Genomic DNA, 25,875 nt, shown 5'->3' on the forward strand with positions numbered 1-25,875 from the left:
GATTTCTATCCTCCAAACCCACATTGCACGAGCGGTTTGGTTCGGTAAAATGATATTTTGCGGCGTTTCATTAACTCTGAGGTTATCGAACCATGGCCGAAAGCCGGATCCGCTTCCGCCACCTGCAGGCGTTTCTCGAAGTCGCGCGGCAAGGCAGCGTGGCGCGCGCGGCCGACTTCCTGAATGTCAGCGCGCCGGCCGTAACCAAGACCTTGCGCGAACTGGAAGAAGCGCTCGGCGTCGCGGTGGTCGAGCGCGACGGGCGCGGTATCCGCGTCACGCGTCTCGGCGAGATCTTCCTCGGGCACGCCGGTTCTGCGATATCGGCGCTGAAGCGCGGCGTCGATTCCGTGCGCCAGGACGGCGCCCTCAATCGCGACCCGATCCGCATCGGCGCGCTGCCGACCGTTTCAGCGCGCGTCATGCCGCTCGCCATGAGCCTGTTCCTCGAGGAAAATACCGGGGCCGCGCTCAAGATCGTCACCGGAGAGAATGCGGTGCTGCTCGAACAGCTGCGCGTCGGCGCGCTCGATCTCGTCGTCGGCCGCCTCGCGGCGCCGGAGCACATGACCGGCTTCTTCTTCGAGCATCTCTATTCGGAGCAGGTGCTGTTCGTGGTGCGCGCCGGACATCCCCTGGCCGAGCCGGACGCAGACATCTTCGCGCGGCTCGACGAGTTTCCCGTCCTGATGCCGACGCGGGAATCCGTCATCCGACCTTTTGTCGACCGGCTCTTCATCACCAATGGCATGACAGCGCCGGCCACGGAAATCGAAACCGTTTCCGATTCCTTCGGCCGCTCCTTCATGCGCCAGAGCAATGCGGTGTGGATCATCTCGGCCGGCGTCGTCGCCAATGAGATCGCCAGCGGCGCCTTCGTCGCCTTGCCGGTGGATACGGCGGAGACCAAGGGACCGGTGGGCTTGACCATGCGCACCGACACCGCACCCTCGCCCGCCTTCACCATCCTCTTGCAGACGATCCGCGAGGCAGCACGGCACCACGCTTGACGATCGGCGTATCGGTTCGAGTTCCACTAACCCAGGGGTTAATGAAACACCGTAAAATATCATTTTACCGAACCAAACCGCTAGTGCAATGTGGCTTCGGAGGATCGAAAGCCGTGCCGTCCGCAGCAAACGGAAGACCCGTTTGCCGTCGTGTCGAACGGCAACTGAGGGAGGAGCAGATGTCTCATAGTATCGGCAGCAAACCCGCTCTGTCGGGCATTTCACGGCGCCAGTTCATCGCCACTTCGGTGGCCGGCGGCGCAGCACTTGCATTCGGCCGCGGCAGGGCCTTCGCGCAAGCCGCCGACACGCTCAAGGTCGGCTTCGTCAGCCCGCGCACCGGCCCGCTTGCCGGCTTCGGCGAAACCGACGGCTATGTGCTCGACCTTGCCCGCAAGGCTCTGGCCAATGGCATCGAGCTTGGCGGCAAGAAATACGGCGTCGAGATCATCGACCAGGACACCCAGTCAGATCCGTCCCGCGCCGGCCAACTCGCCAAGGACCTGATCAACAACCAGGCCGTCGACCTGATGCTCGCCGTCTCCACGCCGGAGGTGATCAATCCGGTGGCGGACGCCTGCGAGGCAGCCGGCGTGCCGTGCCTCTCCACCGTCATGCCCTGGGAGGCCTGGTATTTCGGCCGCGGCGCCAAGCCCGGCGCGCCCTCGCCCTTCAAATGGACCTATCATTTCGGCTTCGGCGTCGAGGAGTTCTTCAAGGCCTATATCTCGCAGTGGAACCTGATCGAGACCAACAAGAAGGTCGGCGTCATGTATCCCAACGACGCCGACGGCAACGCCATCCGCGCCCATCTGGCGCCGCTGCTTGCCAAGCAGGGCTTCACCATCGTCGATCCCGGCGCCTACGAAACCGGCACCACCGACTATTCCTCGCAGATCGCGCTGTTCAAGCAGGAAGGCGTCGAGATCTTCAACTCCTTCCCGATCCCGCCCGACTTCGCCGCCTTCTGGCGTCAGGCCGCGCAGCAAGGCCTGACAAGGCAGATCAAGATCGCCCAGGTCGCCAAGACCGGCCTGTTCCCGTCGGATATCGAGGCGCTCGGCGACCTCGGCATGAAGATTTCGAGCGCCGCCTATTGGCACAAGGCGTTCCCCTACAAGTCGCCGCTGACCGGGGTCTCGGGCACGGAGCTTGCGGACGGCTACGAGGCGGCAAGCGGCAAGCAATGGACGCAGCAGCTCGGCGCCTCGATGTCGCTGCTCGATGCCGGCTTCGAAGCCCTGAAGGCAAGCGCCAACGCCAAGGACAAGGCTGCAGTTGCCAAGGCGCTGAGCACGCTGAAGACCGAGACGATGATCGGCAAGGTCGACTTCACCAGCGGCCCGGTCGCCAATGTCTCGCCCGGCCCGATCATCGGCACGCAGTGGGTCGCCGCCAAGGATGGCTCGAAATTTCCGCTCGACTATGTCGTGACCGAAAACGCCACCGACCCGAAGGTTCCGGTCGAGGCCAAGCTCCAGCCGTATAACGGCTGATCCGTCGGGGGACCGCATCGTGAACGCCATGCCCAACGGTGCGATCCTCAATGCCGCCGGCATCCACAAGCGCTTCGGCGCGCTGGTGGTGCTGGACGACATCGACTTCGCCATGGGCGCGGAAGAGGCGGTTGGCATCGTCGGACCGAACGGCGCCGGCAAGACGACGCTGCTCAGCGTGCTCTCCGGCGCCTATCCGCCGAGCGCCGGTACCATCGCCTTCAAGGGCGATGACGTCACCGCGCTGCCGGCAACGCGGCGATGCCGGCTGGGTCTGGTTCGCACCCATCAGGTGCCGAAGCCCTTCGGCGGCATGACCGCTTTCGAGAATGTCTTCGTCGCCGCCTCGCACGGCGCCGGGCTCGGCCGCGACGAGGCCTATGTGGAAGCGCTCGGCTCGCTGAAGCTGTGCGGCATGCTTGGCGTCGCCAACCGGCGCGCCGAGACGCTCGGCCTGCTCGACCGCAAACGTCTGGAGCTGGCGCGCGCGCTCGCGGCGAAACCGAGCCTGCTTCTGCTGGATGAGATCGGCGGCGGCCTGACCGACGGCGAGGCAGGTGAACTCGTCGAGACCATCCGAGAATTGCGCCGCCGCAAGATCGGCATCGTCTGGATCGAGCACATCGTCCACATCCTTTTGCAGGTGGCCGAGCGTCTGATCTGCATGGATGCCGGAAAGATCATCGCCGACGGCGAGCCGCAGGCGGTGATGGCCGACCCGCATGTGATCAGCGCCTATCTCGGCGGAGGCCCGAAATGAGCCTGCTATCCGTCGAGGATCTGGTTGTCCGCCACGGCCTGCTGCAGGCGGTGCGCGGCGTCAGCCTCAGCGTCGAACGCGGCGAGACGCTGGCGCTGGTCGGCGCCAACGGCGCGGGCAAGACGACCTTGCTTCGCGCAATCGCGGGCGCGCACCAGGCAGCCTCGGGCCGCGTGGTCTTCGACGGCGCCGACCTTTCCGGCGTGCCTTCGCATGAACGTGTCCGCAAGGGCGTAGCCCTGGTGCCGGAAGGCCGGCGGCTCTTCGTGCAGATGACGGTCGAGGAGAACCTCCTGCTCGGCCGCAGCGCCGGTCGTCCCGGCGAGTGGAGCGTCGAGCGCGTGCTCGAAACCTTCCCCAACCTCAAGCCGCGCCGCCACGCCAAGGCCGGACATCTTTCGGGCGGCGAGCAGCAGGCGACGGCAATCGGCCGCGCGCTGATGAGCAACCCCGACCTGCTCCTGCTCGACGAAGTCTCGCTCGGCCTGTCGCCGCTGGTCGTCGATCGGGTCTATGCTTCGCTGCAGGGTCTGATCAGCTCCGGCACGACGATCGTCCTCGTGGAACAGGACCTCAACCGCGCGCTCTCCGTCTCCAACAAGGTCATCTGCATGCTGGAGGGCAGGATCGCGCTTGCCGGCGACAGCAAGGCCGTCTCGCGCGACGAGGTGACAAAAGCCTATTTCGGCCTGCACCGGAAAGCCGCCACAGGTGTGCCGGCATGATGAACCAGATCGTCCAGGGCATCCTGCTCGGCGGCTATTACGCGCTGATCGCCTGCGGCCTGTCCTTCATGTTCTCGGTGATGCGCATCATCAACCTTGCGCATGGCAGCCTCGCCGTGCTGTCTGCTTTCGCGCTATGGCTGCTCGCCTCGCGCTTCCACATCCCGCCCTTCTACGGCCTCGCCATTGTGTTGCCGCTGATGGCTGCGATCGGCTGGGCATTGCAGCGCTTCCTGCTCGAGCGCAGCGCGCGTGGCGGCGCGCTGCTGCCGATCCTCACCACTTTCGGCCTCGCGATTGTCATCGACAATGTGCTGTTCGAGCAGTTCGGCGCCGACACGCGCTCGCTGGCGCCCTTCATCGGCAGCCTGTCCTATGATTCCTGGGAATGGCCGGGCAGCATCTATGTCGGCAAGCTCGCGGTGATCATCTTCGTAGCCGCCGTCGTCCTGCTCGGCGGATTGCAGCTGTTCCTCACCCGCACCGGCCTCGGCCGCTCGATCCGCGCGACCTCGGAAGACCCTGATACCGCCGGCCTTGTCGGTGTCGATGCGCGCCGCGCCATGGCAATAGCCGCCGCCATCGCCATGGTCACGGTCGGCCTGGCCGGCGCCTTCCTCGGCATGCGCGCCACCTTCGATCCCTACGCCGGCGCAACGCAGCTTCTGTTCGCCTTCGAGGCGGCCGTCATCGGCGGCGCCGGCTCGCTCTGGGGCACGCTGATCGGCGGCATCGTGCTGGCGCTCGCCCAGACGCTCGGCGCCAAGATACATCCGCAGGGTTTTCTCATCGGCGGCCATGTCGCCTTCCTGATCGTGTTGTTCATCCGCCTCTACACATCCGGCCTCGGCCTTCGCGGCTTGCTGCGCATCTCGACGGGGAAGGCGTCATGAGCGCCACCTCCCCCGTCATCGAGCGCGGCACCGCCGCCTCGCGCATCGCCGGCGTCGGCGTCGTTGCCATCATCCTGCTTTTAGCCATCGCGCCGCAGTTCCTGTCCGCCGGCGCCGTCGACCGCATGACGGCGCTGTTCATCTATGTGATCCTCGCCGCGATGTGGAACGCACTTGCAGGCTTCGGCGGACTGGTCTCGGTCGGCCAGCAGGTGTTCTTCGGCCTCGGCGCCTATTTCGCCATCCGGCTCGCCAATGCCGGGCTCAACCCGTTCGTCTCGCTGTTCGTCTCGGCGGTCATCGTCGGCGCCGTTTCCTGGCCGATTTCGCTGTTCATGCTGCGCCTGAGGAACGGCGAATTCGCCATCGGCATGTGGGTGATCGCGGCGCTCACCCACCTCCTTGTCAATCTGGATCGGCTGATCCAGGGCGAGACCGGCACGTCGCTGATCTCGCTCAACGTCTACGATGCTTCGACACGCAGGCTGACGATCTACTGGCTGGCGCTGGCCTCAATGACCGCGCTGCTTGCCATCCTGTTTGGCCTGCTGCGCGGCAGCACCGGCGCCGCCATCCGCGCCATCCGCGACAATGAGGATGCGGCGGCCTCCGTCGGCGTGCGCGTCACCGGCACCAAGCGGCTGCTCTTCGTGCTTGCCGCCTTCGGCATCGGTGTCGCCGGCGCGCTGTGGCTCGCGACCTCGATCACCTTCCAGCCAAAAACCTATTTCAGCGTGCAGTGGACTGCCTACATGATCTTCATGGTGCTGGTCGGCGGTATCGGCACCTTCGAAGGCGCCATCCTCGGCGCGCTGCTGTTCTTCCTCATCGAAACCTGGTTCGGCGGCATCGGCGTCTGGTACCTGATCGGGCTCGGCGCCACGGCGCTGGTCTTCTCGCTGTTTTTACCGCGCGGTTTCTGGGGCACGCTGGAAGAACGCTTCGGCTGGCGACTGCTGTCCGTCGGCTACCGCGTCAGGCTTCCCGTCGGCGCATCAAATCCGACCGGCGAGATTGCTTCGCCGCTACAGACCACCAATTCTCGGGAGAAGGCATGAGCATCCTGTTCGGCAAAACGATCCTCATTACCGGCGTCGCTTCGGGCATCGGCGCGCGCACCGCGGAGTTGGCGGGCCAGCTCGGCGCCGACGTGATCGGCGTCGATTTGCGCGAGCCGGCTGAACATCAAGGCATCTTCGTCAAGGCCGACATCTCGTCCAAGGCCGGTGTCGACGATCTCGTCGCGCGGCTGCCGCAGCGCCTCGACGCTCTCTGCAACGTCGCCGGCCTCTCCGGCAACACCGGTGCGGCGCCGACGCTCGCCGTCAACTTCTACGGCCTGCGCGCGCTTTCCGAGGCGCTGGCGCCAAGGCTTCGCGAAGGTGGCGCCATCGTCAACGTCGCCTCGATCGCCGGCTTCGGCTGGCGCGCCAATCTGAACCGCGCCGCCTCGATGGTCGGCATCGATGGCTTTCCCGACGTCGCCAAGGTGATCGCCGACCATTCGGTGAAGAACGAGGAAGGCTATCCGGTGTCGAAGGAACTGCTGCTTTTGTGGACCTTCCGCGCCGCGCATCAGGAGCTGTTCAAGAGCCGTGGCATCCGCGTCAATGCGGTCAGCCCAGGCCCGGTCGAGACGCCGATCCTCAAACAATTCCGCTCCGTGCTTGGCGATGCCCGCGTCGACAGCGATATCGCGCGGGTCGGTCGCGCCGGCACATCGGGCGACATTGCGCCGGTGGTGCTGTTCCTGTGCTCCGACGGCGCGCGCTGGATCAATGGCGCCAACGTGCCTGTCGACGGCGGCCTCGAAGCATCTATAAACGCCGAAGTGCTCGGCTTCTGAGACAATCTGCAACGCTCGATCGCGAGCGAGGGAGTGACCATGGACATCGGACTTCTGATCGACGGCGACGAGCGGGCGGCGACCGGCAAAGCCTCCTACGAACGCCTTGACCCGTTCACCGGCAAGCTCGCGACGCGCGCCGCCGCCGCAAGCATCGCCGACGCCAACGCGGCCGCCGATGCCGCGGCCGCTGCCTTCGATACCTGGTCGAAGACCGGGCCTGGCGAACGCCGAGCGCTGCTCTTGAAGGCGGCCGATGTCATGGCTTCAAAAGTCGGCGAGTTCACCAAGTTGATGATGGAGGAGACCGGCGCCACCGGCCCCTGGGCCGGCTTCAACGTCATGCTGGCGTCGAACATGCTGCGCGAGGCGGCTGCGATGACCACGCAGATTTCCGGCGAGGTCATTCCGTCCGATAAGCCCGGCACGCTCGCCATGGCGATCCGCCAGCCCGCCGGCGTCTGCCTCGGCATCGCGCCGTGGAACGCGCCGGTCATCCTCGGCACGCGCGCGCTCGCCATGCCGCTCGCCTGTGGCAACACGGTGGTGTTGAAAGCTTCCGAAATGTGCCCCGGCACGCATCGCCTGATCGGCCAGGTGCTGGTCGAGGCCGGCTTGCCCAAGGGCGTGGTCAATGTCGTCACCAACGACCCGAAGGACGCAGCCGCAATCGTCGAGGCGCTGATCGCGCATCCGGCCGTGAAGCGCATCAACTTCACCGGCTCGACCAAGGTCGGCCGCATCATCGCCGAGCTCGCCGGTCGCCACCTAAAGCCGGCGCTGCTCGAGCTCGGCGGCAAGGCCCCGCTCGTCGTGCTGGACGACGCCGACATCGACGCGGCGGTCAATGCCGCGACTTTCGGCGCCTTCATGCATCAGGGGCAGATCTGCATGTCGACCGAGCGGCTGATCGTCGACGAAAAGATCGCCGACGAATTCGTCGCCAAGCTCGCCGCGCGTGCCTCGAAACTTCCGGCCGGCGACCCGCGCGGCCAAGTCGTGCTGGGCTCGCTGATCAGCAGCCAGGCGGCGGACAAGATGGAAGAGCTGATCGCCGACGCGACCGCCAAGGGCGCAAAGCTTGCGGCCGGCGGCAAGCGTGCCGGCACGGTCGTGGAAGCCACGCTCCTCGATCACGTGACGCCTGCGATGCGCGTCTATTCCGAAGAGTCCTTCGGGCCGGTGAAGCCGGTCATTCGCGTGAAAGGCGAGGACGAGGCGGTACGCGTTGCCAACGACACCGAATACGGCCTGTCGTCCGCCGTCTTCAGCCGCGACATCCGTCGCGCCATGGCCATTGCCGCACGCATCCAGGCCGGCATCTGCCACATCAACGGCCCGACCGTCGGCGACGAGGCGCAGATGCCGTTCGGCGGCGTCAAGGGCTCGGGCTACGGCCGCTTCGGCGGCAAGGCCTCGATCGCCGAATTCACCGATCTGCGCTGGGTGACGATCGAGGATCCGGGACAGCACTATCCATTCTGAAGAGGAGCCATCCCTTCGGACCATCGCCAAGCAGTTGGAAAAGTGCTCGTCGTTCTGGCATTACCGCTCGTCCGAAAGCCACTCAGACGGATAGCAATGACTTCGAAACGCAACGTCCTTTTCATCATGTGCGACCAGCTGCGGTTCGATTATCTAGGCTGCGCCGGACATGCCAGCCTGAAGACGCCGAACATCGACCGGCTCGCCAGCCGCGGCGTGCGCTTCACCAATGCCTATGTGCAGTCGACGGTATGCGGCCCCTCGCGCATGAGCGCCTATACCGGCCGCTATGTCCGCTCGCACGGCTCGACGCATAATGGCGTGCCGCTCAGGGTTGGCGAACCGACGCTGGGCGATCATCTGCGCGAGGTCGGGGTGCGTACGGCACTGATCGGCAAGACCCACATGAGAGCCGACGAGGAAGGCATGGAGCGCCTCGGCATCGCCAGGGACTCCATCATCGGCGTGCGCGTCGCCGAATGCGGCTTCGAGCCGTTCGAGCGCGATGACGGCCTGCATCCATCGACCAGCTACGATCCTGATCCGGCCTACGACACCTATCTGCGAGAGCACGGCTTCGATGCCGAAAATCCCTGGGAGCATTGGGCGAATTCCGGCGAGGGCGACAATGGCGAGAATTTCAACGGCTGGCTGCTCGTCCATGCCGACAAGGCGGCGCGCATCCCGGAGGAACATTCGGAGACGCCCTACATGACGCGCCGGGCCATGCGCTTCATCGAGGACGCCGAGGCCAGGGGCGAGCCCTGGTGCGCGCATCTTTCCTACATCAAGCCGCACTGGCCCTATATCGTGCCGGCGCCCTATCACGACCTATACGACAAGGCCGACATCCAGCCGCCGATCCGCAGCGAGGCGGAACGCGTCTCGCCCAATCCGGTTTTCGAGGCCTTCCAGCAGGAGCGCTATTCCAGGAATTTCTCGCGCGACGAGGTCCGCGAGACCGTCATCCCCTGCTACATGGGCCTCATCAAGCAGATCGACGACCAGCTCGGCCATTTGTTCGGCTTCATGGAGAAACGCGGCCTGTTCGAGAACACCTTGATCGTCTTCACCTCGGACCATGGCGACTATCTCGGCGACCACTGGCTCGGCGAAAAATACCTGTTCCACGACGTGGCAGTGAAGGTGCCGATGATCGTCTACGATCCGCGCCCCGAAGCCGACGCAACACGTGGCACGACGTCGGATGCACTGGTCGAGATGATCGACCTTGCGCCGACCTTCCTCGACTATTTCGGCGGCAAGGCCAAGCCGCATATCCTCGAAGGGCGATCGCTGCTGCCGCTCACGTCGGGCGAACGCAAAAGCCTGCGCGACCATGCCGTCAGCGAGTATGACTACAGCGGCGATGCCGCGCGGCTGAAGCTCGCCATGCCGGTCTCGGACTGCAAGCTCTACATGATCACCGACGGCCTGTTCAAACTCGTCCATGGCGAAGGCGTGGAGCCGATGTTCTTCGATATCGAGAACGATCCGGGCGAGTTGCGCGACCTCGGCCGCGACCCGGCGTCGGCCGCCGATATCGAAAGGCTGAGGAAAGCGCTGATGCGCTGGCTGGCGCTGCCCAACAACCGCATCACCGTTCCCGACGATTGGCTGACCGAAATCGACGACAAGATCGCGCATTTCGATCCGATCGTCGGCTCCGGCGTGCTCATCGGCTACTGGGACGAGGCCGAGCTTGCCGAGCAGCAGGAGGCGCGGCGCCAATGGCTGGCGCGCCGGCAGGGCAAGTAAGGATTGTCCCACGCAATTCCGGCCGGAAAACCGCTGCGCACTTTTCCTGGAATTACTTCAGCCGAGCGTCAGCCCGGCCTTCCTCGCTTCCTCGCGCAGGAACGGCAGGCCGACCTCGATCACGTCGCGCGGATCTTCCGCCACGGGGCGCCATACGGCCAGCCCACCGGCGATGTCGACATCGACATGGTTCATGCTTTCGAGCGTGATCGCGCCCTGATAGCCGATGTCGGCGATCGCCTTCATGCAGGCCGCCCAGTTGAGCATGCCGCGCCCGGGCACGCCGCGATTGGCTTCCGAGACATGCACATAGCCGAGATAAGGTGCCGCCGCCTCGAAGCCGGAAGCAAAGCTCTCCTCCTCGATATGCATGTGGTAGGTGTCGAGATGGATGAAGATGTTGTCGGCGCCCACCCGCTCGATGATGCGCGCCGCGTCGATGCCGCGGTTGATCAGATGCGTCTCGTAGCGGTTGCAGGGCTCGATGCCGAGCTTGAGGCTGCGTGACTTCGCCGATTTCGCTGCCCTTTCGAGGAAGCGGCACATGCCGTCGATCTCGCGCCGCGTCGGCGCCCGCCCGGTGGTCTTGCCGATCGTGCCGTAGGTGACGCCGCCAAGCGCCTCGGCGCCCACCTCGTTGCAGACCTTGAAGGCCGGCTGCAGGAAATCCAGCGCCTCGTCCGGCCGCTCGACCACGTCGAGCGCGCGTGGCAGGCCGAGCGAGGGGATGAGCTGGACGCCATAATGGTTGGCGAAGCCCCGCGTGCGCTTGGTGTCGATCTCCTCGGGCCTGAGCAGCGGGATCTCCATCAGCCCGATGCCGAGCTCCTTCAGCCGGTCCATCTGCGGCTCGATGCGCGCGAGGTCCCAGACCGGAGCGATGGCGAAAGTATGCAGTCCGAAGGTGTTCATGTCAGCCTCGTTGCTCATGCGCCGCCGCTGCGGCAATGTCGCCGCCGCCGACGATGCGGCTGACGACTTCGTTCATGTTGGTGTTGGCGGTTACGAGATCGGCATCCGCCCTGCCGTGCCGCAGCACGACGATGCGGTCGGTGACCGACAGCACGTCGTTCAGCCGGTGCGAGATCAGGATGACGGCGATGCCTTCCGAGCGCAGCCGCCGGATGAGGTCGAGCACGCTCTGCACCTCGCGCACGGCGAGTGCCGCGGTCGGCTCGTCCATGATGACGAGCTTCGGGTTGAAGGTGAGCGCACGCGCGATCGCCACCGTCTGCTGCTGGCCGCCGGAGAACGAACCGACCGACCGGTTTATCGACGGCAGATGCGCGCCTAGACGCTCGATCATCCTGGCGGCCTGGCGATCCATTTCACCCTTGTCGACGAAGCCGGGGAAAAGGCCGAACAGCCTTTTGGTCGGCTCGCGTCCAAGGAAGATGTTCGAGGCGACGTCCTGTTGCTTGGCCAAAGAAAGATCCTGATAGATCATCTCGATGCCGAGGCGACGGCGTTGGCCGGGATCCAGCGCCAGGATGTCCTTGCTGTCGAACTCGATCGAGCCGGTGTCGGCGCGGTAAATGCCGGTGATGGTCTTCATCAGCGTCGACTTGCCGGCGCCGTTGTCGCCGACCAGCCCGACCACCTCGCCGGCCGCGACCGAGAGGTCGACGCCATGCAGCACGTCGACCGCGCCGAAACTCTTGCGGATGCCGCGAAGCGAAAGCAGGGTCATACGCGTGACTCCTTCCGCACCTGGTACTGGTCAATGAACACGGCCAGGATCAGCACCGCGCCGATCGCCATCTGCTGGTAGTAGGATTGCACCGCAAGCAGCGTCAGCCCGTTCTGCAGCACGCCCATGATCAGAGCGCCGATCATGGTGCCGAGGATCGAGGCGCGGCCGCCGAACAGATTGGTGCCGCCGATGATCGCCGCCGTGATCGCGGTGAGCTCGTAATTGATGCCGGCGGTCGGATCGCCAGCGTTGACGCGTGCGGTGAAGAGCAGGCCGGCAAGACCGGCGAGCGCGCCGGACAGCGTGTAGATGATGCGGCGGTGATGCTCGACGCGGATGCCGGCCGCGCGCGCCGCGCCCTCGCTGTCGCCCAGCGCCAGCGTGTGGCGGCCGAAGCGCGTGTAGGCAAGCACGGCATGCGCGACGATCGCGGTGAGCACCAGGATGATCACCGGCATCGGGACGCCGAACGGCCGGCCCTGCCCGATATAGACGATCTCGGGCGGCAGGCCATAGATCGCCCTTCCCTGCGAGATGACCAGCGCCAGACCGCGTGCCAGGCCCAACATGCCGAGCGTGACGATGAAGGCCGGCACGAAGGCACGGGTGACCAGTTGCCCGTTGACGTAGCCGGCGATCGCGCCGGCAAGGATGCAGGCGATCACCGCCAGCACCGACGGCCAGCCGAGATTGACCGCCATGAAGGCTCCCGCGACGCCGGCCAAGCCCATCACCGAGCCGAGCGACAGATCGAGCCCGCCCGAGCCGATGACGAAAGTGGCGGCGATCGCCAGCACGCCGATCGTCGAGGTCGCCAAAAGGATGTTGAGGAAGTTGCTGAGCGACAGGAAATAGGGCGACAAGAGCGCCATCGCCGTGCTCAGCGCCAGAAGCACCACCAGCGACTCCAGCCTGATGTGGAGCCTTTCGACGGATGCGCGCTGCACCCGAGCCCAGAAGCCGGGCTGTTCAGAAGCCATGTCTTTTACCCTTCGGGTAAGGGAGTAGGGGAGTAAGGCAGTAGGGGAGTAGGGAAAGTAAGAGGCTGGGTCGTCTCGGACGAGCGCGACCGCCCGCTTGCCCTACTCCCCTACTGCCTTACTCCCCTACTCTCTCCCTTCCTACTTCACATATTGCAGCATCGGCTCCTTGCCGGCGTCGATCACGTCCTTGGTCAGCACCAGCGTCGGCACGGCGATGCTGTCCTCGACCTTCTCGCCGGCCAGCGCCTTCTTGACGTTTTCCACCGCCTGCTTGCCGACGAGATAAGGAAGCTGCGCCACGGAGGCATTGAGGCGGCCTTCCTTGATCGACTTCACCGCGTCCGAATTGCCGTCGACGCCGATGATCGTCACCTGCGGGCCTTTGCCGGCCGCATAGACCGACTCGACCGCGCCGAGCGCCATGCCGTCATTGGCGCAGAAGATGGCGACGAGGTCGGGATGCGCGGTCAGCGTGTCGGTGGCGATGGAAGCAGCCTTGCCGCGATCCCAGTCGCCCGGCAGCGAGGCGACGATTTCAAGGCCGGGCGCCAGTTCCTTCAGCTTGTCGGCGAAACCCTTGGCGCGCTTCTCGCCGGTGATGTTGCCGGAAAGGCCTTCGATGACCAGCACTGGACCCTTGGCATCCTTGCCGAGCTTGTTGGCGAGGTATTCGGCGCCCTGCGCGCCGGCGGCGATGTTGTCGGAACCGATATGGAAGGTGACCTTGACGCCTTCCTTGTCGAGCACCGCCTGGTCGAGATTGTTGTCGAGGTCGACGATCTTGATGCCGGCGTCCTGCGCCGACTTCAGGCAAGGCAGAAGGTTGGTCGAGTTGATCGCGGCGGTGATCATCGCTACCGGCTTGCGCTCGAGCATGGTGTTGCACAGGTTGAGCTGCGGCTCGGCCGCCTGGTCGCTCTCGGCCGCCTGCTGGAAATATTTCACGCCGGCTTCCTTGGCGCCGTCCGCGACGCCCTGCGCCATCGCGCCCCAGAACGGGTTGGCAAGCGTCTTCATCAGCACGCCATATTCGCCGTCCTCGGCTTTGGCGGCGCCGGCGGCGGAGAACGCCAGCGCGACGCCCACGGCAAGGGTAAATCGATTTATCTTTAGGAAATGCGATGTCATTCTATCCTCCGTTTGATCCTTGGCGCCGGATGCCTCGGCCAGGGCCGGCGCATGCTACCGTTCACGACAATGGGGGGTGTTGTCGGTCTCCTCCCCCGGAATGCGGACCGCTGCCTGGCGAGCCAACGGATTCCCGCATCAACACCTGGCAGGGCTCGAGGCGCGCCGTGGGTGGCCCCGCCGCACCCTCGACCCTGCGAAACAGAAGGTTCATCGCCTCGCTGGCGATCTGGTGCACCGGCTGCACCACGGCGGCGATCGCCGGCCATGTCACTTGCATCCATTCCGCGTCGTCGAAGCCGACCAGCGAGATATCGTTCGGGCAATGCCAGCCGCGCCGGCGGAATTCGGACAGCGCGACAAGCGTGCCTTTCAAAAGCAGCGAATAAACGGCGGTCGGCCGCTCGCCCCTGGCAAAGTAATCGCGAAGCGAGGATCTGAGTGGCTCGACGCTGACTTCCGCGGTGATGACGTCGATGCGCACCGACGGGTTGAGCGCCAGCGCCTGGGCGCGAAAACCCTCGAGGCGGGCGCGCACGGTTGCCGCCTGCTCGGCAAGGCCGATGACCAGGATATGGCTGTGGCCCTTGCCGACCAGCATCCGCGCCACCTCGGCGCTGGCGGCCGCGCTGTCGGCGGAGACCGTATCGAAGGCGTCGTCGGAGAGCACGCGGTCGATCAGCACGCCGGTCATGCCGTTGGCTTTCATGAAGGCTGCTGCTGGGCCGTGCTCGTTGCGCACCGGCGCCAGCACGACGCCGGCAACGCGCCAGTCATGCATACGGGCGAGGATTTCCTTCTCGCGCGCCTCGGATTCACGGCTCGACGCCGCTACCAGCGTGTAGCCGCGCTGCTCGGCAAGGCCTTCCAGCTCGGTGACCATCTGGCCGAAGAACTCGCTTTCGAATTCCGGCATGATGGCGCCGATGATGCGGCGCTTGGCCCTGCGCATGTCCGACGCAAGCGGATCGACGCGATAGCCCAGACGCTCGACCGCATCGAAGACACGCTGCGCGTTTTCCGGCCTCACGGTCGTGACGCCGGCCAGCACCTTGGAGACGGTGGCCGCGGACACGCCGGCATGGCTTGCCACGTCGTGGATCGACGGACGCCGCTGCTGGGCTCCCTGATGCGCCATTGACCTCCTCCCGAGGGCAGGCAGCCGCGTACTGCCCCACTAATCCAAACGGTAAATCGATTTTTCGCAGTTGTAAATCGTTTCATCGAGAGTAAGACTTGAGCTGTCAGATTGACGCGATCCAATCGCGTCCCGGGAGGAAACCATGTCCGACAAAGCCTTGCCGCTGGTCATCAGCGCGCCCGAACCGCGCACGCTCGACCTGATCTTCACGCCGCCGCAGCTGGCGCGCCTGCGCAAGAACTATCGCATCGTGGAGACCACGCCGGACGGCGTTTCCGCCCTGCCCGCCGAGACACTGGCCGAGGCGCGTTACATCATCGGCCAGCCGCCGATTTCAGCCGAGACGCTGGAGAAGCTGAAGGCGCTGCGCTGCATCTTCAACGTCGAGACCAATCTCCTCAACAACATGCCCTATGAGACGCTGTTCGCGCGCGGCATCCATGTCGTCACCACCGGGCTGGTCTTTGCCGAGCCGGTCGCCGAGCTTGGCCTCGCCATGGCGCTGAACCTGGCGCGCAACATCGTCGATGCCGACCTCGCCTTCCGGCAAGGCAAGGAGCTGTGGGGCGGCGACGGCAACCAGACCGCGCGGCTCCTCTCCGGCGCCGATGTCGGCATCATCGGCTTCGGCGATCTCGGCCGCGCGCTCAACCGCCTGCTGACCGGCTTTCGCACCCGCATCAGGGTCTACGATCCGTGGCTGCCGCCATCGATCCTGATCGACAACGGCGTCGAGCCGGCCTCGCTGGATGAGGTGTTGTCGCAAAGCGACTTCGTCTTCGTCGTCGCTTCCGTCACCAGCGAGAACCAGGGTTTCCTCGGCGCGGACTCATTCGCCAAGATGCGCAAGGGCGCCGCCTTCATCCTGCTCAGCCGCGCCGGCGTCGTCGATTTCGCCGCATTGATGGCGGCTGTGAAGAGCGGCCATATCGTCGCCGCAAGCGACGTCTTTCCCGAAGAGCCGCTGGCCAGGGACCATCCTGTCCGTGCCCTCCCCGGCTTCCTGCGTTCGGCGCACCGCGCCGGCGCCCTCGACATCGCCTTCAAGCGCATGGGCGACATGGTGCTGGAGGACATGGACCTCGTCGACCGCGGCCTGCCGCCACTGCGCTCCAAGCGCGCCGAGCGCGAGACGGTGTCGCGCATGCGCTCCAAGCCGGTCGACCGGAATTGAGCTCGAACAAGCCGTCTAAAGCGAACCCAGCCGAAGCGCGTCGCGCGCGATTTGCCAGGCCGTCTCCACATGCCGCCGGGCCGCGGCCTCCGCCGCCTCCGGCTTGCGCGAGCGGATCGCATCCATGATCGCGTGCATTTCGGCGATCGCCGGCTCGCGGCGGTTCTGCGACAGGATCGTCATCGAGCGCAACTGGTTGATGCGGACGTTGAGGCCGGTGACGATCTCCCAGGCGATGCGCTTGTCGGCCGCTTCGAACAGCACCTCGTAGAAGCTCGCCGTCGCCCGCATCACCTCGGCCGGCACGCCCGACGCCCACGCCTCGAGCAGCTTCGCCAGCGCCGCATCGAGCAGCGCGATCTGATCGTCGGTGGCCGATGCGGCGCACGCCTTCGCCGCGATGCCTTCCAGCAGCGCGCGCAACTCGTAGATTTCATCGGTGCGGCCGAGATCGGGCTTGGCCACGGCCGGCCCGTGCCCGGGTATCATCTGCACCAGACCTTCGGTCTCCAGCTGCCGCAACACCTCGCGCACGACCGAACGGCTGACCCCGAGCTGGTCGCATAACGGCCGCTCGACCAGCCTTTCGCCGGGCTGGAAATGGAAATCCATGATCGCCTCGCGCATGCGCTCCAGCGCCAGCGTCCTCAACGTCTTGGCGGAGCGGTCGATGCGAAGCGTGTCGTCAGCCATTTTCCCGAATCCTCAGAGCAATTCCAGGAAAAGTGCGAAGCGGTTTTCCGTCCGGAATTGCGTCAAAACAAAGAGTTGGAGCGGTTCGCCGTTTCCCCGAAACGGCGAGGCGCTCACCTCGTCACAAAAACAGATTCCATGACCGGTTGACAAGGCACGCGGCACTCCATAGCATGGTATACCATAAGACGATACAAAAATTGATGCGGCCGCGAGCGGCTCCATCCCGAGGAATTCGATGCAGCCGGCCATCCGCAAGATCGTGACCTATACCGAGAACACGCTGATCGAGGGCGGCAAGGCGGCGCCAAGGCCGTTACGCCTGATCGGTGTAGCCGCGGTGCTCACCAACCCCTGGGCCGGCCGCGGCTTCACCGAGGATCTCTCGCCCGAGATCCGCGCCTTTGCGCCGGTGCTTGGCGAAACGCTGACCAATGAGATCATCGGTATCGCTGGTTCCGGCGAAGCGATCGAAGGCTACGGCAAGGCCGCCCTCTGCGGTACGTCGGGCGAAGTCGAGCATGCGTCGGCGCTGATCCACACGCTGCATTTCGGCAATCATTATCGCCGCGCCGTCGGCGCCAAGACCTACCTCGCCTTCACCAATCTGCGCGGCGGCCCCAACACACCGATCATGATCCCGCTGATGGACAAGAGCGACGAAGGCCGCCGCTCCCACTATCTCACCCTGCATTTCCAGATCGGCGACGCCCCGGCTCCAGATGAGCTGGTCGTGGCGCTCGGCGCGTCCATTGGCGGCCGCCCGCATCACCGCATCGGCGACCGCTACCAGGATCTGAAGGAGCTCGGAGACCTGCATGGCTGACGCCGGCGCATTGGTCCGCGGCAAGGCACCCGACGGCAGCGGCTTCATCCGCGCCGGCTCCGGCGGGCCGGTCCTGTTTATCCATGGCGTCGGCATGGATGCCGCGATCTGGCAGCCGCAGATCGAATTGATGCGGGATCGCTTCGACCTGGTCGCCATCGATATGCTCGGCCACGGCGCCTCGCCGCTGCCGCCGCAGAACGCCGAGCTCTCCGATTTCGCCGACCAGGCGATCGGTCTGCTCGATCATCTCGGCCTCGAGCGCGTCGCGGTCGTTGGCCATTCCATGGGCGCGCTGGTCGCGCAGGAGATCGCGCTGCGCCACCCGTCACGTGTTGGCTCCCTCGTTTGCCTCAATGCCGTCTTCCGACGCCCGCCTGAACTGGCGCACGCGGTGCGCGAACGGGCGGCAGCGCTTGGCGGCCCCGGCGATCCGTCGGCCATCGCCGCGACGATCGCGCGCTGGTTCGGCAATCCGATTCCGCCGCCCCTTTCCGACGCGGCCGCGACGGCGCGGACCGCGCTCGAAAGCGTCGACCCGCAAGGCTACGCCCGCACCTATCGCCTCTTTGCGCACGCCGACACGGCGCATGTCGACCGTCTGGGCAGTCTTGCCGTGCCAGGGCTGTTCATGACGGGATCGGACGACCGCAATTCCACACCCGCCATGTCGGCTGCGATGGCGCGGCTGGCGCCCTCGGGTCAATGCCTGGTGCTGAACGGCGAAAAGCACATGATGACAATCGCTTCGCCAAAGGAAGTGACTCAGCACATCACGGCGTTTCTCGATGGAGTGGCGAACGAAAGGACCGAGGCCGGTCCCGCGTTCGATGCCATGGAATTCCGGCGCGCGCTGGGCTCCTTCCTCACCGGCGTCACCATCGTCACCACGGTCGACGAGGCCGGCGATCCGCGCGGCTTCACCGCCAACTCCTTCACCTCCGTTTCGCTCGAGCCGCCGCTGGTGCTGGTCTGCATCGCCAAGAAGGCGCTGGGGCATCAGGCCTTCTCGACCTCCAGGGGCTTTGCCATCAACATCCTGTCCGAGGCCCAGAAGGCGGCATCCGGCATCTTCGCCTCCAAGGCCGCGGACAAGTTCGCTTCGGTCGCGTGGCAGAGCGGCAGGACCGGCAATCCGCTGATCGAGGGTTCGGTCGCGGTATTCGATTGCGCCATGGAACAACTGGTCGACGCCGGCGACCATTCGATCCTCATCGGCCGCGTTCATGATTTCACGCACAACGGCGCGCAGCCTCTCGGTTACTGCCGCGGCGCCTATGTCACGCCCGGTCTCAGCCAGGAAGCGCTGGCGGCCGCCCCCCCTGGAACCAAAGTCGGCGCCATTCTCGAGAACGAAGGCCGCGTGCTCTTCTTCGAGGCGGCGGACGGCGCCTGCCAATTGCCGGCAGGCCGCGGCCTAGGCGCCGCGAACGACGCTCGCAGCCTCAGGGGAAAGCTCGCCGCCAAGGCGATCGAGGCAGATCTCGGCTTCCTCTACGCGGTTTGGGACGACGCGACGGACGCCTCGCGCACCCATGTCTACTATCGCGGAACGGTCGACTCCCCGCTCTCCGGCGATGGCCAGGTCCGCTTCGTCGAGATCGAGCGTATCGCCGAATTGAAGATCGCGGATCCCGCGGTGCGCTCGATGCTGGCACGTTATGCGCGTGAGCGCACGGAAGACACGTTCGGCGTCTATGTCGGCAACGAGGTCGAAGGCGAGGTCCGGCCGCTCGCCAAGCCCGCGCCGTCGGCGCCAATCCATTCCGGCCCAATCCATTCCGGCCAGCGGTGAGATCGATGAAATTTTCGCTTTTCGTCCACATGGAGCGTACGGATCTCGGCAAGCCGCATTCCGAACTGCTGGCGGAACTGGAAGAACTCGTTCTGCTGGCGGAGCAGGCCGGCTTCGAGGCCGCCTGGATCGGCGAGCATCACGGGATGGAATTCACCATCTCGCCGAACCCGTTCATCAACATCGCCTATCTCGCCGCCAAGACCAAAACCATCCGTCTCGGCACCGGCACGATCATCGCGCCCTTCTGGCATCCGATCAAACTCGCCGGCGAGGCGGCGATGGCCGATGTCATCACCGGCGGCAGGCTGGACCTCGGCATCGCGCGCGGCGCCTACAGCTATGAATACCAGCGCGTCTTCCCGGGGCTGGATGCCTGGGGCGCCGGCCAGCGCATGCGCGAGATCATCCCGGCGATCCGCGGCCTCTGGGATGGCGACTACGAGCATACCGGCGAGTTCTGGCAGTTTCCGCCGACGACCTCCTCGCCCAAGCCGTTGCAAAGACCCTACCCGCCGATCTGGGTAGCGGCGCGTGACCCGAATTCGCACGACTTCGCGGTGGCCAACGCATGCCAGGTCCAGGTGACGCCGCTTGCCTCGGGCGATGGCGAGGTCGCGAGCCTGATGGAGCGCTTCAATGCCGCCTGCCAGGCCCATCCCGACATTCCGCGGCCGGAGATCATGCTCCTGATGCATACGTTCGTGGCCGAGGACGCTGCCGACGCCGACCGCCTGACGCGGGACCTGTCGCAGTTCTACTGCCAGTTCGGCGCCTGGTTCCAGAACAAGAAGCCGGTGCGCCAGGGCGTGCTCGAGCCGCTGACCGACGAAGAGATCGCGGCCATGCCGCAATACGCGCCCGACAAGATCCGGCAGAACCTCGTCATCGGCGAGGCCGACGAGGTGATCGCCAGGCTGAAGACCTACGAGGCGCAGGGTTACGACCAATACTCGATCTGGATCGACAGCGGGCTTACGCACGAGCGCAAGAAGAAATCGCTGCAGCTGTTCATCGACAAGGTGATGCCGGCCTTCCAGGAGGCAGGGTCGCGATGACCAATATCGCCTTCAGGAACTACATAGACGGCCAGTTCGTCGAAGCCGCCTCCAGCTTCGACAGCATCGATCCGTCCACGGGCAAGCCCTGGGCGACGATGCCGGCCGCTTCCGTTGCCGATACCGACCGCGCCGTCGAAGCCGCGCACCGGGCGCTGCGCTCGGGCCCCTGGGCCGCGATGACCGCGACGGCGCGCGGCAAGCTTTTGGTGAAACTCGGCGATCTCGTCGCCGCCAATGCCGGCCGGCTGGCCGAGCTGGAAACGCGCGACACTGGCAAGATCATCCGCGAGACGCGCGCCCAGATCGCCTATGTCGGCGACTACTACCGCTATTATGGCGGGCTGGCCGACAAGCACGAAGGCGCCTTCATCCCGATCGACAAGGCCGACATGGAAGTGACGGTTCGGCCCGAGCCGATCGGCGTCGTCGCCGCTGTCGTGCCGTGGAACTCGCAGCTTTTCCTGTCGGCGGTCAAGCTCGGCCCGGCGCTGGCCGCCGGCTGCACCGTCGTGCTCAAGGCCTCCGAGGATGGCCCGGCGCCGCTGCTCGCCTTCGCCGAGTTGGTTAGCGAAGCCGGCTTTCCAGCCGGCGCTGTCAACATCATCACCGGCTTCGGCCATGATTGCGGGCATCGCCTGACCAGCCATCCGCTCGTCGCCCGCGTCGCCTTCACCGGCGGTCCCTCGACCGCCCGGCGGATCGTCGCCAACACGGCCGAGAACCTCGCCTATACGACGCTGGAGCTCGGCGGCAAAAGCCCGGTCGTCGTCTTCGCCGACGCCGATCTCGACAGCGCCGCCAATGCCGTCGTCGCCGGTATCTTCGCCGCCACCGGCCAGAGCTGCGTTGCCGGCTCGCGGCTTTTGGTCGAGCGTTCGGTCAAGGACGATTTCCTCGCGCGGCTGAAGCGCAAGGCTGAAGCCATAGTCATCGGCGATCCGCAGGACCCCGCAACCGAGATGGGTCCGCTGGCGACCGTGCGTCAGCGAGAGCGAATCGAGACGATCGTTGCGGAGAGCATCGCAGTGGGTGGGCGACTGGTCACCGGTGGAGCCCGGCCGCAGGACAAGACCGACGGATACTACTACGCACCGACCATCATCGAGGCGCAGGACCAGGCCCTCGCCTGCGTGCGCGAAGAGCTGTTCGGCCCGGTACTGAGCGTACTCGCCTTCGAGGCCGAGACCGACGCGCTGGCTTTGGCCAACGACACGCCCTTTGGGCTCGCTTCCGGCGTCTTCACCTCGAATCTCGCCAAGGCGCATCGCATGGCGCGCGGCATCCATGCCGGCGTGGTCTGGATCAACACCTACCGTGCCGTCTCGCCGCTGGTGCCCTTCGGCGGCTACGGCCTTTCCGGCCTCGGCCGCGAGGGCGGCCTCGACGCCATCCGCGATTACACGCGCTCGAAATCGGTGTGGATCCGCACCTCGGACGACCCGATCCCCGATCCCTTCGTCATGCGCTGAAGACGAAGGTTGGACTGACAAGAACAAGAAACGGCACAAACCAATCAGAGGAGAACGAGATGAAACTGATTTTCGCCGGCATCCTTGCCGGGCTCATGGTGACCACGGCCGCGAAGGCCGATGAAATGGTGTTCACCAGTTGGGGTGGGACGACGCAGGAAGCCCAGACCAAGTCCTGGGCGGAACCCTTCGCCGCTTCGTCCGGTATCAAGGTGCTGCAGGACGGGCCGACCGACTACGGCAAGCTGAAGGCCATGGTCGACGCCAAGAACGTCACCTGGGACGTCGTCGACGTCGAGATGGATTTCGCCATCAAGGCGGCCAAGGACGGCCTGCTCGAACCGATCGACTTCGCCGTCGTGCCGAAGGCCGATCTCGACCCGCGCTTCAGCAATGAGAATGCCGTCGGCAGCTTCTACTATTCCTTCGTGCTCGCCTGGAACAAGGGCGCCGTCTCCGGCGAGCCGGCAGGCTGGGCCGACATGTTCGACACCAAGAAATTTCCGGGAAAGCGCACCTTCTACAAATGGTCGGCGCCCGGCGTGATCGAGATCGCGCTGCTCGCCGACGGCGTGCCGGCCGACAAGCTCTATCCGCTCGACCTCGACCGCGCTTTCAAGAAGCTCGACACGATCAAGTCGGACATCGTCTGGTGGAGCGGCGGCGCGGAGTCGCAGCAGTTGATTGCGTCGGGCGAAGCTGCCTTCGGCCAGCTCTGGAACGGCCGCGTCTTCGCGCTGGAGAAGGACGGCGCCGATGTCGGCGTCTCCTGGAACCAGAACCTCACCGCGGCCGATGTGCTTGTCGTGCCGAAGGGCGCCAAGAACAAGGACGCGGCGATGAAGTTCCTCGCCGCGGCGACCAGCCCGACCGGTCAGGCGAAATTCGCCGAGGCGAGCGGCTACGCGCCGATCAACACCAAGGCCAAGGCGGAGATGCCCGCCGACGTGGTCAAGGGCTTGCCCGACGCGCATGTCGACGGTCAGATCAACCTCGACATGAACTACTGGGCCGAGCATCGCGACGAGATCGCCACGCGCTGGTACGCCTGGCAGGCGAAGTGAGGCGCGTCTCCTCCTGACGAGGATCGGGGCGGCGCTCGCCGTCCCGACCCGCAATCCGGGATTACCGCCATGTCGGTGGAAGCACAGCAAGGGATCGCAACCCCTCGGATACCGGCAGGCCTCGGCGGCCTGCTTCCGGCGTTGATCCTGATCGGACTTTTCTTCGTCGTGCCGGTGCTGGCGCTTTTGCTGCGCAGCGTCACCGACCCCACTCCGGGCTTGCAGAATTATGCGGCGCTGCTCGGCGACGGCACTTACGCGCGAGTGTTCTTCAACACATTCCTGGTCGCCTTCGTCGTCACCATCGTCACCGTGCTTGTCGCCTTCCCGGTTGCCTGGATGCTGGCGATCATGCCGCGGGCGCTCGCCTCGATCCTGTTCGGCATCATCATTCTGTCGATGTGGACGAACCTGTTGACCCGCACCTATGCCTGGATGGTGCTGTTGCAGCGCACCGGCGTCATCAATCGGGCGCTGATGGGCGCCGGCATCATCGACCAGCCGCTGCCACTCATCAACAACCTCACCGGCGTCACCATCGGCATGGTCTACATCATGCTGCCCTTCATGATCCTGCCGCTGGTCGGCACCTTGCGCGCCATCGACCCGATGACTTTGCGCGCCGCCGCGCTTTGTGGTGCCAGCCCGCTTGCCGCCTTCCGCCGCATCCTTTTGCCGCTCTCGCTTCCCGGCATCGCCGCCGGCGGGCTGATGGTCTTCGTCATGTCGCTCGGCTATTTCGTCACGCCGGCGCTGCTCGGCGGCACGTCGAACATGATGCTCGCCGAAATGATCGCGCAGATGATCCAGTCGCTGCTCAACTGGGGGCTGGGCAGCGCTGCCGCCTTCATCCTGCTCGTCGTCACCATGGCGCTCTATGCGCTGCAGCTGCGCCTTGTCGGCGCCAGACGCACGACGGGAGGCGCCTGAGATGCTGCTCGACTATGATCGCCTCGGCTGGCTGAAGGCAGCACTGCTCGCCTTCACGGCACTGGTCGCGGCCTTCCTGCTGCTGCCGGTGGTCTTCATCGTCCTGCTCTCCTTCGGCTCGTCGCGCTGGCTGGCCTTCCCGCCACCCGGCTGGACGCTGAAATGGTATCAGGAGCTGTTTGCCGATCCGTCCTGGATCGAGGCAGCGCTGACCAGCGCCCGCATCGCCACGATGACCGCAATCCTCGCCGTTGCCATCGGTCTGCTCGCCTCCTTCGCGCTGGTGCGCGGCCAGTTCCGCGGCCGCGAGATCCTGCGCGGACTGCTGCTCACGCCGATGGTCCTGCCGGTCGTCGTCTTCGCCATCGCCATCTATGCCTTCTTCCTGAGGCTTGGCCTTGGCGGCACGACCGTCGGCTTCGTCGTCGCCCACACCGTGCTTGCGCTGCCCTTCGCCATCATCCCGATCGCCACCGCGCTCGAAGGCTTCGACAAGTCGATCGAGGACGCCGCAATCGTCTGCGGCGCTAGCCCGCTTCAGGCCAAGCTCCGCATCACTCTGCCGTCGATCCGCATCGGCATCTTCTCCGCCGCGATCTTTTCCTTCCTGGCCTCCTGGGATGAGGTGGTCGTGGCGATCTTCATGGCGAGCCCAACCTTGCAGACATTGCCGGTCAAGATCTGGGGGAGCCTCCGCTCGGACCTCACGCCCGTGATCGCCGCCGCTTCCAGCCTGCTGGTTGGGCTCACGCTGGCCCTGATGATCGTGACGGCACTCTTGCGTCGAAAGCTGCAGACATGACCCAACCCTTTCTCTCGATCCGCAAATTGCGCAAGGCATTCGGTGCCTTCACCGCCGTTCACGATGTGACGCTGGATATTCCCAAGGGCGAGTTCCTGACCTTCCTCGGACCGTCGGGCTCGGGCAAATCGACGACGCTCTACGCCATCGCCGGCTTCCAGGATCCGACCTCCGGCGACGTGCGGCTGCAAGGCAAGTCGTTGCTGTCGGTGCCTTCGCACAAGCGCAACATCGGCATGGTCTTCCAGCGCTACACGCTGTTCCCGCATCTGAGCGTCGCCGAAAACGTCGCCTTCCCGCTCCGCGTCCGCCGCCGGCCCGACACCGAGGTCAAGCGCAAGGTCGCCGACATGCTGTCGCTGGTGCGGCTGGAAAGCTTCGCCGAGCGCCTGCCCACGGCGCTCTCAGGCGGCCAGCAGCAGCGCGTCGCGCTCGCCCGCGCGCTGGCCTACGATCCGCCGATCCTGCTGATGGACGAACCGCTGTCGGCGCTGGACAAGAAGCTGCGCGAGGAGATCCAGGCCGAAATCCGCCGCATCCATCGCGAGACGGGCGTCACCATCCTCTACGTCACGCACGACCAGGAAGAAGCGCTGCATCTGTCGGACCGCATCGCGCTGTTTCGCGATGGCCGTATCGAGCAGATCGGCACAGGCGAGGACCTTTATCTGAGGCCCGCCACCGATTTCGTCGCCGGCTTCATCGGCAACTCGAATTTCCTCGCCGCCGAGCATCTGGAAACGGTGGGCGGCGCTTCCACCATCCGCCTCGCCGACGGCGCGCTTGTCTCCGGCATAAATGCCAATGGCAGTTTCGCACCCGGACAGAAAACGAGGCTGATGATCAGACCGGAAGCGTTTCGCCTGGAGCGCTCGCCGAACAATGCCGAGCTGGCGGTCGAGATCGTCGATGTCGCCTTCTACGGCGAGCGCCGGCGCATTGTGGCGCGCACGAGCGCCGGACAGGAAATCGACATCCGGCCGACCTCGGCGGCGCTCGCCGCGCAGGATGTTGCATCGTCCCGTCGCCCGGTGTTTTTCGATCCGGGCGCGGCTTTCCTGTTTCCCGCTTGAGCAGAGCTCCGTCAGCATCACCCTCCGATCGTCGTTCCCAGGTGCCACAACAAGGTTGTTGACAAGCAAA

Annotated in this window: 24 protein-coding genes; 18 read left to right on the top strand and 6 right to left on the bottom strand. The window is 65.5% G+C overall.

Annotation, left to right across the window (positions count from 1 at the left end; translation table 11 throughout):
* The first annotated feature begins 92 nt into the window (after positions 1–92).
* The 9 genes from pcaQ (at position 93) to WDX12_RS33135 (ending at position 9,973) form a co-directional block, all read left to right on the top strand.
* Complete coding sequence (pcaQ, locus tag WDX12_RS33095; RefSeq protein WP_434723454.1) at positions 93–1,010, top strand: pca operon transcription factor PcaQ; 918 nt, start codon at positions 93–95, stop codon at positions 1,008–1,010.
* Between the two features lie 179 nt (positions 1,011–1,189).
* A complete protein-coding gene (locus WDX12_RS33100; RefSeq protein ID WP_434723455.1) occupies positions 1,190–2,506 on the top strand; it encodes an ABC transporter substrate-binding protein in 1,317 nt (438 codons plus the stop codon).
* Positions 2,507–2,534: 28 nt separating this feature from the next.
* Positions 2,535–3,266 (top strand): ABC transporter ATP-binding protein, encoded by a 732-nt coding sequence (locus WDX12_RS33105; RefSeq protein ID WP_434725744.1) that lies wholly within the window; start codon positions 2,535–2,537, stop codon positions 3,264–3,266.
* The gene (locus WDX12_RS33110; protein ID WP_434723456.1) at positions 3,263–3,991 is read left to right on the top strand and encodes an ABC transporter ATP-binding protein; all 729 of its coding nucleotides are present in this window, start codon (positions 3,263–3,265) and stop codon (positions 3,989–3,991) included. The genes WDX12_RS33105 and WDX12_RS33110 overlap by 4 nt, the downstream gene beginning before the upstream one ends.
* Positions 3,988–4,884, top strand: a complete 897-nt coding sequence (locus WDX12_RS33115; RefSeq protein ID WP_434723457.1) for a branched-chain amino acid ABC transporter permease — start codon at positions 3,988–3,990, stop codon at positions 4,882–4,884. The genes WDX12_RS33110 and WDX12_RS33115 overlap by 4 nt, the downstream gene beginning before the upstream one ends.
* Positions 4,881–5,942 carry a branched-chain amino acid ABC transporter permease gene (locus tag WDX12_RS33120; RefSeq protein WP_434723458.1) on the top strand — a complete coding sequence of 354 codons (1,062 nt, stop codon included), beginning with the start codon at positions 4,881–4,883 and terminating at the stop codon, positions 5,940–5,942. The genes WDX12_RS33115 and WDX12_RS33120 overlap by 4 nt, the downstream gene beginning before the upstream one ends.
* 2 nt (positions 5,943–5,944) lie before the next feature.
* Entirely contained in the window at positions 5,945–6,730 is a 786-nt protein-coding gene (locus WDX12_RS33125; RefSeq protein ID WP_434725745.1) for a coniferyl-alcohol dehydrogenase, read from the top strand.
* 39 nt (positions 6,731–6,769) lie between these two features.
* Positions 6,770–8,215 (top strand): aldehyde dehydrogenase, encoded by a 1,446-nt coding sequence (locus WDX12_RS33130; protein WP_434723459.1) that lies wholly within the window; start codon positions 6,770–6,772, stop codon positions 8,213–8,215.
* Between the two features lie 96 nt (positions 8,216–8,311).
* Positions 8,312–9,973 (top strand): alkaline phosphatase family protein, encoded by a 1,662-nt coding sequence (locus WDX12_RS33135; protein ID WP_434723460.1) that lies wholly within the window; start codon positions 8,312–8,314, stop codon positions 9,971–9,973.
* A 57-nt stretch (positions 9,974–10,030) separates the two neighbouring features.
* Here WDX12_RS33135 and WDX12_RS33140 read toward each other — a convergent pair whose 3' ends face one another.
* The 5 genes from WDX12_RS33140 to WDX12_RS33160 all read right to left on the bottom strand — a co-directional run bounded on the left by WDX12_RS33140 (position 10,031) and on the right by WDX12_RS33160 (position 14,915).
* Positions 10,031–10,885, bottom strand: a complete 855-nt coding sequence (locus tag WDX12_RS33140; RefSeq protein WP_320297100.1) for a sugar phosphate isomerase/epimerase family protein — start codon at positions 10,883–10,885, stop codon at positions 10,031–10,033.
* A gap of 1 nt (position 10,886) precedes the next feature.
* Entirely contained in the window at positions 10,887–11,663 is a 777-nt protein-coding gene (locus tag WDX12_RS33145; RefSeq protein ID WP_434723461.1) for an ATP-binding cassette domain-containing protein, read from the bottom strand.
* Positions 11,660–12,646 carry an ABC transporter permease gene (locus WDX12_RS33150; protein WP_320297102.1) on the bottom strand — a complete coding sequence of 329 codons (987 nt, stop codon included), beginning with the start codon at positions 12,644–12,646 and terminating at the stop codon, positions 11,660–11,662. The genes WDX12_RS33145 and WDX12_RS33150 overlap by 4 nt, the downstream gene beginning before the upstream one ends.
* A 141-nt stretch (positions 12,647–12,787) precedes the next feature.
* The gene (locus WDX12_RS33155; RefSeq protein WP_434723462.1) at positions 12,788–13,777 is read right to left on the bottom strand and encodes a sugar ABC transporter substrate-binding protein; all 990 of its coding nucleotides are present in this window, start codon (positions 13,775–13,777) and stop codon (positions 12,788–12,790) included.
* A gap of 61 nt (positions 13,778–13,838) precedes the next feature.
* Positions 13,839–14,915, bottom strand: coding sequence for a LacI family DNA-binding transcriptional regulator (locus tag WDX12_RS33160; protein ID WP_434723463.1), 1,077 nt, complete (start codon positions 14,913–14,915; stop codon positions 13,839–13,841).
* 145 nt (positions 14,916–15,060) lie between these two features.
* On the opposite strand from WDX12_RS33160, the gene WDX12_RS33165 reads away from it, so the two are divergent.
* Positions 15,061–16,092, top strand: a complete 1,032-nt coding sequence (locus WDX12_RS33165) for a hydroxyacid dehydrogenase (RefSeq protein ID WP_434723464.1) — start codon at positions 15,061–15,063, stop codon at positions 16,090–16,092.
* Between the two features lie 15 nt (positions 16,093–16,107).
* Here the strand turns inward: WDX12_RS33165 and WDX12_RS33170 are convergent, their stop codons facing one another.
* Positions 16,108–16,785 carry a GntR family transcriptional regulator gene (locus WDX12_RS33170; RefSeq protein WP_320297106.1) on the bottom strand — a complete coding sequence of 226 codons (678 nt, stop codon included), beginning with the start codon at positions 16,783–16,785 and terminating at the stop codon, positions 16,108–16,110.
* A gap of 238 nt (positions 16,786–17,023) precedes the next feature.
* On the opposite strand from WDX12_RS33170, the gene WDX12_RS33175 reads away from it, so the two are divergent.
* The 8 genes from WDX12_RS33175 to WDX12_RS33210 all read left to right on the top strand — a co-directional run bounded on the left by WDX12_RS33175 (position 17,024) and on the right by WDX12_RS33210 (position 25,805).
* A complete protein-coding gene (locus tag WDX12_RS33175; RefSeq protein ID WP_434723465.1) occupies positions 17,024–17,611 on the top strand; it encodes an amino acid synthesis family protein in 588 nt (195 codons plus the stop codon).
* Positions 17,604–19,406 (top strand): alpha/beta fold hydrolase, encoded by a 1,803-nt coding sequence (locus tag WDX12_RS33180; RefSeq protein WP_434723466.1) that lies wholly within the window; start codon positions 17,604–17,606, stop codon positions 19,404–19,406. Before WDX12_RS33175 ends, WDX12_RS33180 begins: the two co-directional genes overlap by 8 nt.
* A 5-nt stretch (positions 19,407–19,411) precedes the next feature.
* Positions 19,412–20,464 carry an LLM class flavin-dependent oxidoreductase gene (locus WDX12_RS33185; RefSeq protein ID WP_434723467.1) on the top strand — a complete coding sequence of 351 codons (1,053 nt, stop codon included), beginning with the start codon at positions 19,412–19,414 and terminating at the stop codon, positions 20,462–20,464.
* Positions 20,461–21,936, top strand: a complete 1,476-nt coding sequence (locus WDX12_RS33190; protein ID WP_434723468.1) for an aldehyde dehydrogenase — start codon at positions 20,461–20,463, stop codon at positions 21,934–21,936. Before WDX12_RS33185 ends, WDX12_RS33190 begins: the two co-directional genes overlap by 4 nt.
* A gap of 59 nt (positions 21,937–21,995) precedes the next feature.
* Positions 21,996–23,000, top strand: a complete 1,005-nt coding sequence (locus WDX12_RS33195; RefSeq protein ID WP_434723469.1) for an ABC transporter substrate-binding protein — start codon at positions 21,996–21,998, stop codon at positions 22,998–23,000.
* A gap of 69 nt (positions 23,001–23,069) precedes the next feature.
* Positions 23,070–23,930, top strand: coding sequence for an ABC transporter permease (locus WDX12_RS33200; RefSeq protein WP_434723470.1), 861 nt, complete (start codon positions 23,070–23,072; stop codon positions 23,928–23,930).
* A gap of 1 nt (position 23,931) precedes the next feature.
* Complete coding sequence (locus WDX12_RS33205) at positions 23,932–24,732, top strand: ABC transporter permease (protein WP_434723471.1); 801 nt, start codon at positions 23,932–23,934, stop codon at positions 24,730–24,732.
* Positions 24,729–25,805: an ABC transporter ATP-binding protein gene (locus tag WDX12_RS33210; protein WP_434723472.1), complete on the top strand. Its 1,077-nt coding sequence runs from the start codon at positions 24,729–24,731 to the stop codon at positions 25,803–25,805. The genes WDX12_RS33205 and WDX12_RS33210 overlap by 4 nt, the downstream gene beginning before the upstream one ends.
* The last annotated feature ends 70 nt before the right edge of the window (positions 25,806–25,875 follow it).

Origin of the sequence: Mesorhizobium sp. RIZ17 (assembly GCF_051127865.1) — a bacterium.
In the GTDB taxonomy this organism is placed as follows: domain Bacteria; phylum Pseudomonadota; class Alphaproteobacteria; order Rhizobiales; family Rhizobiaceae; genus Mesorhizobium; species Mesorhizobium humile.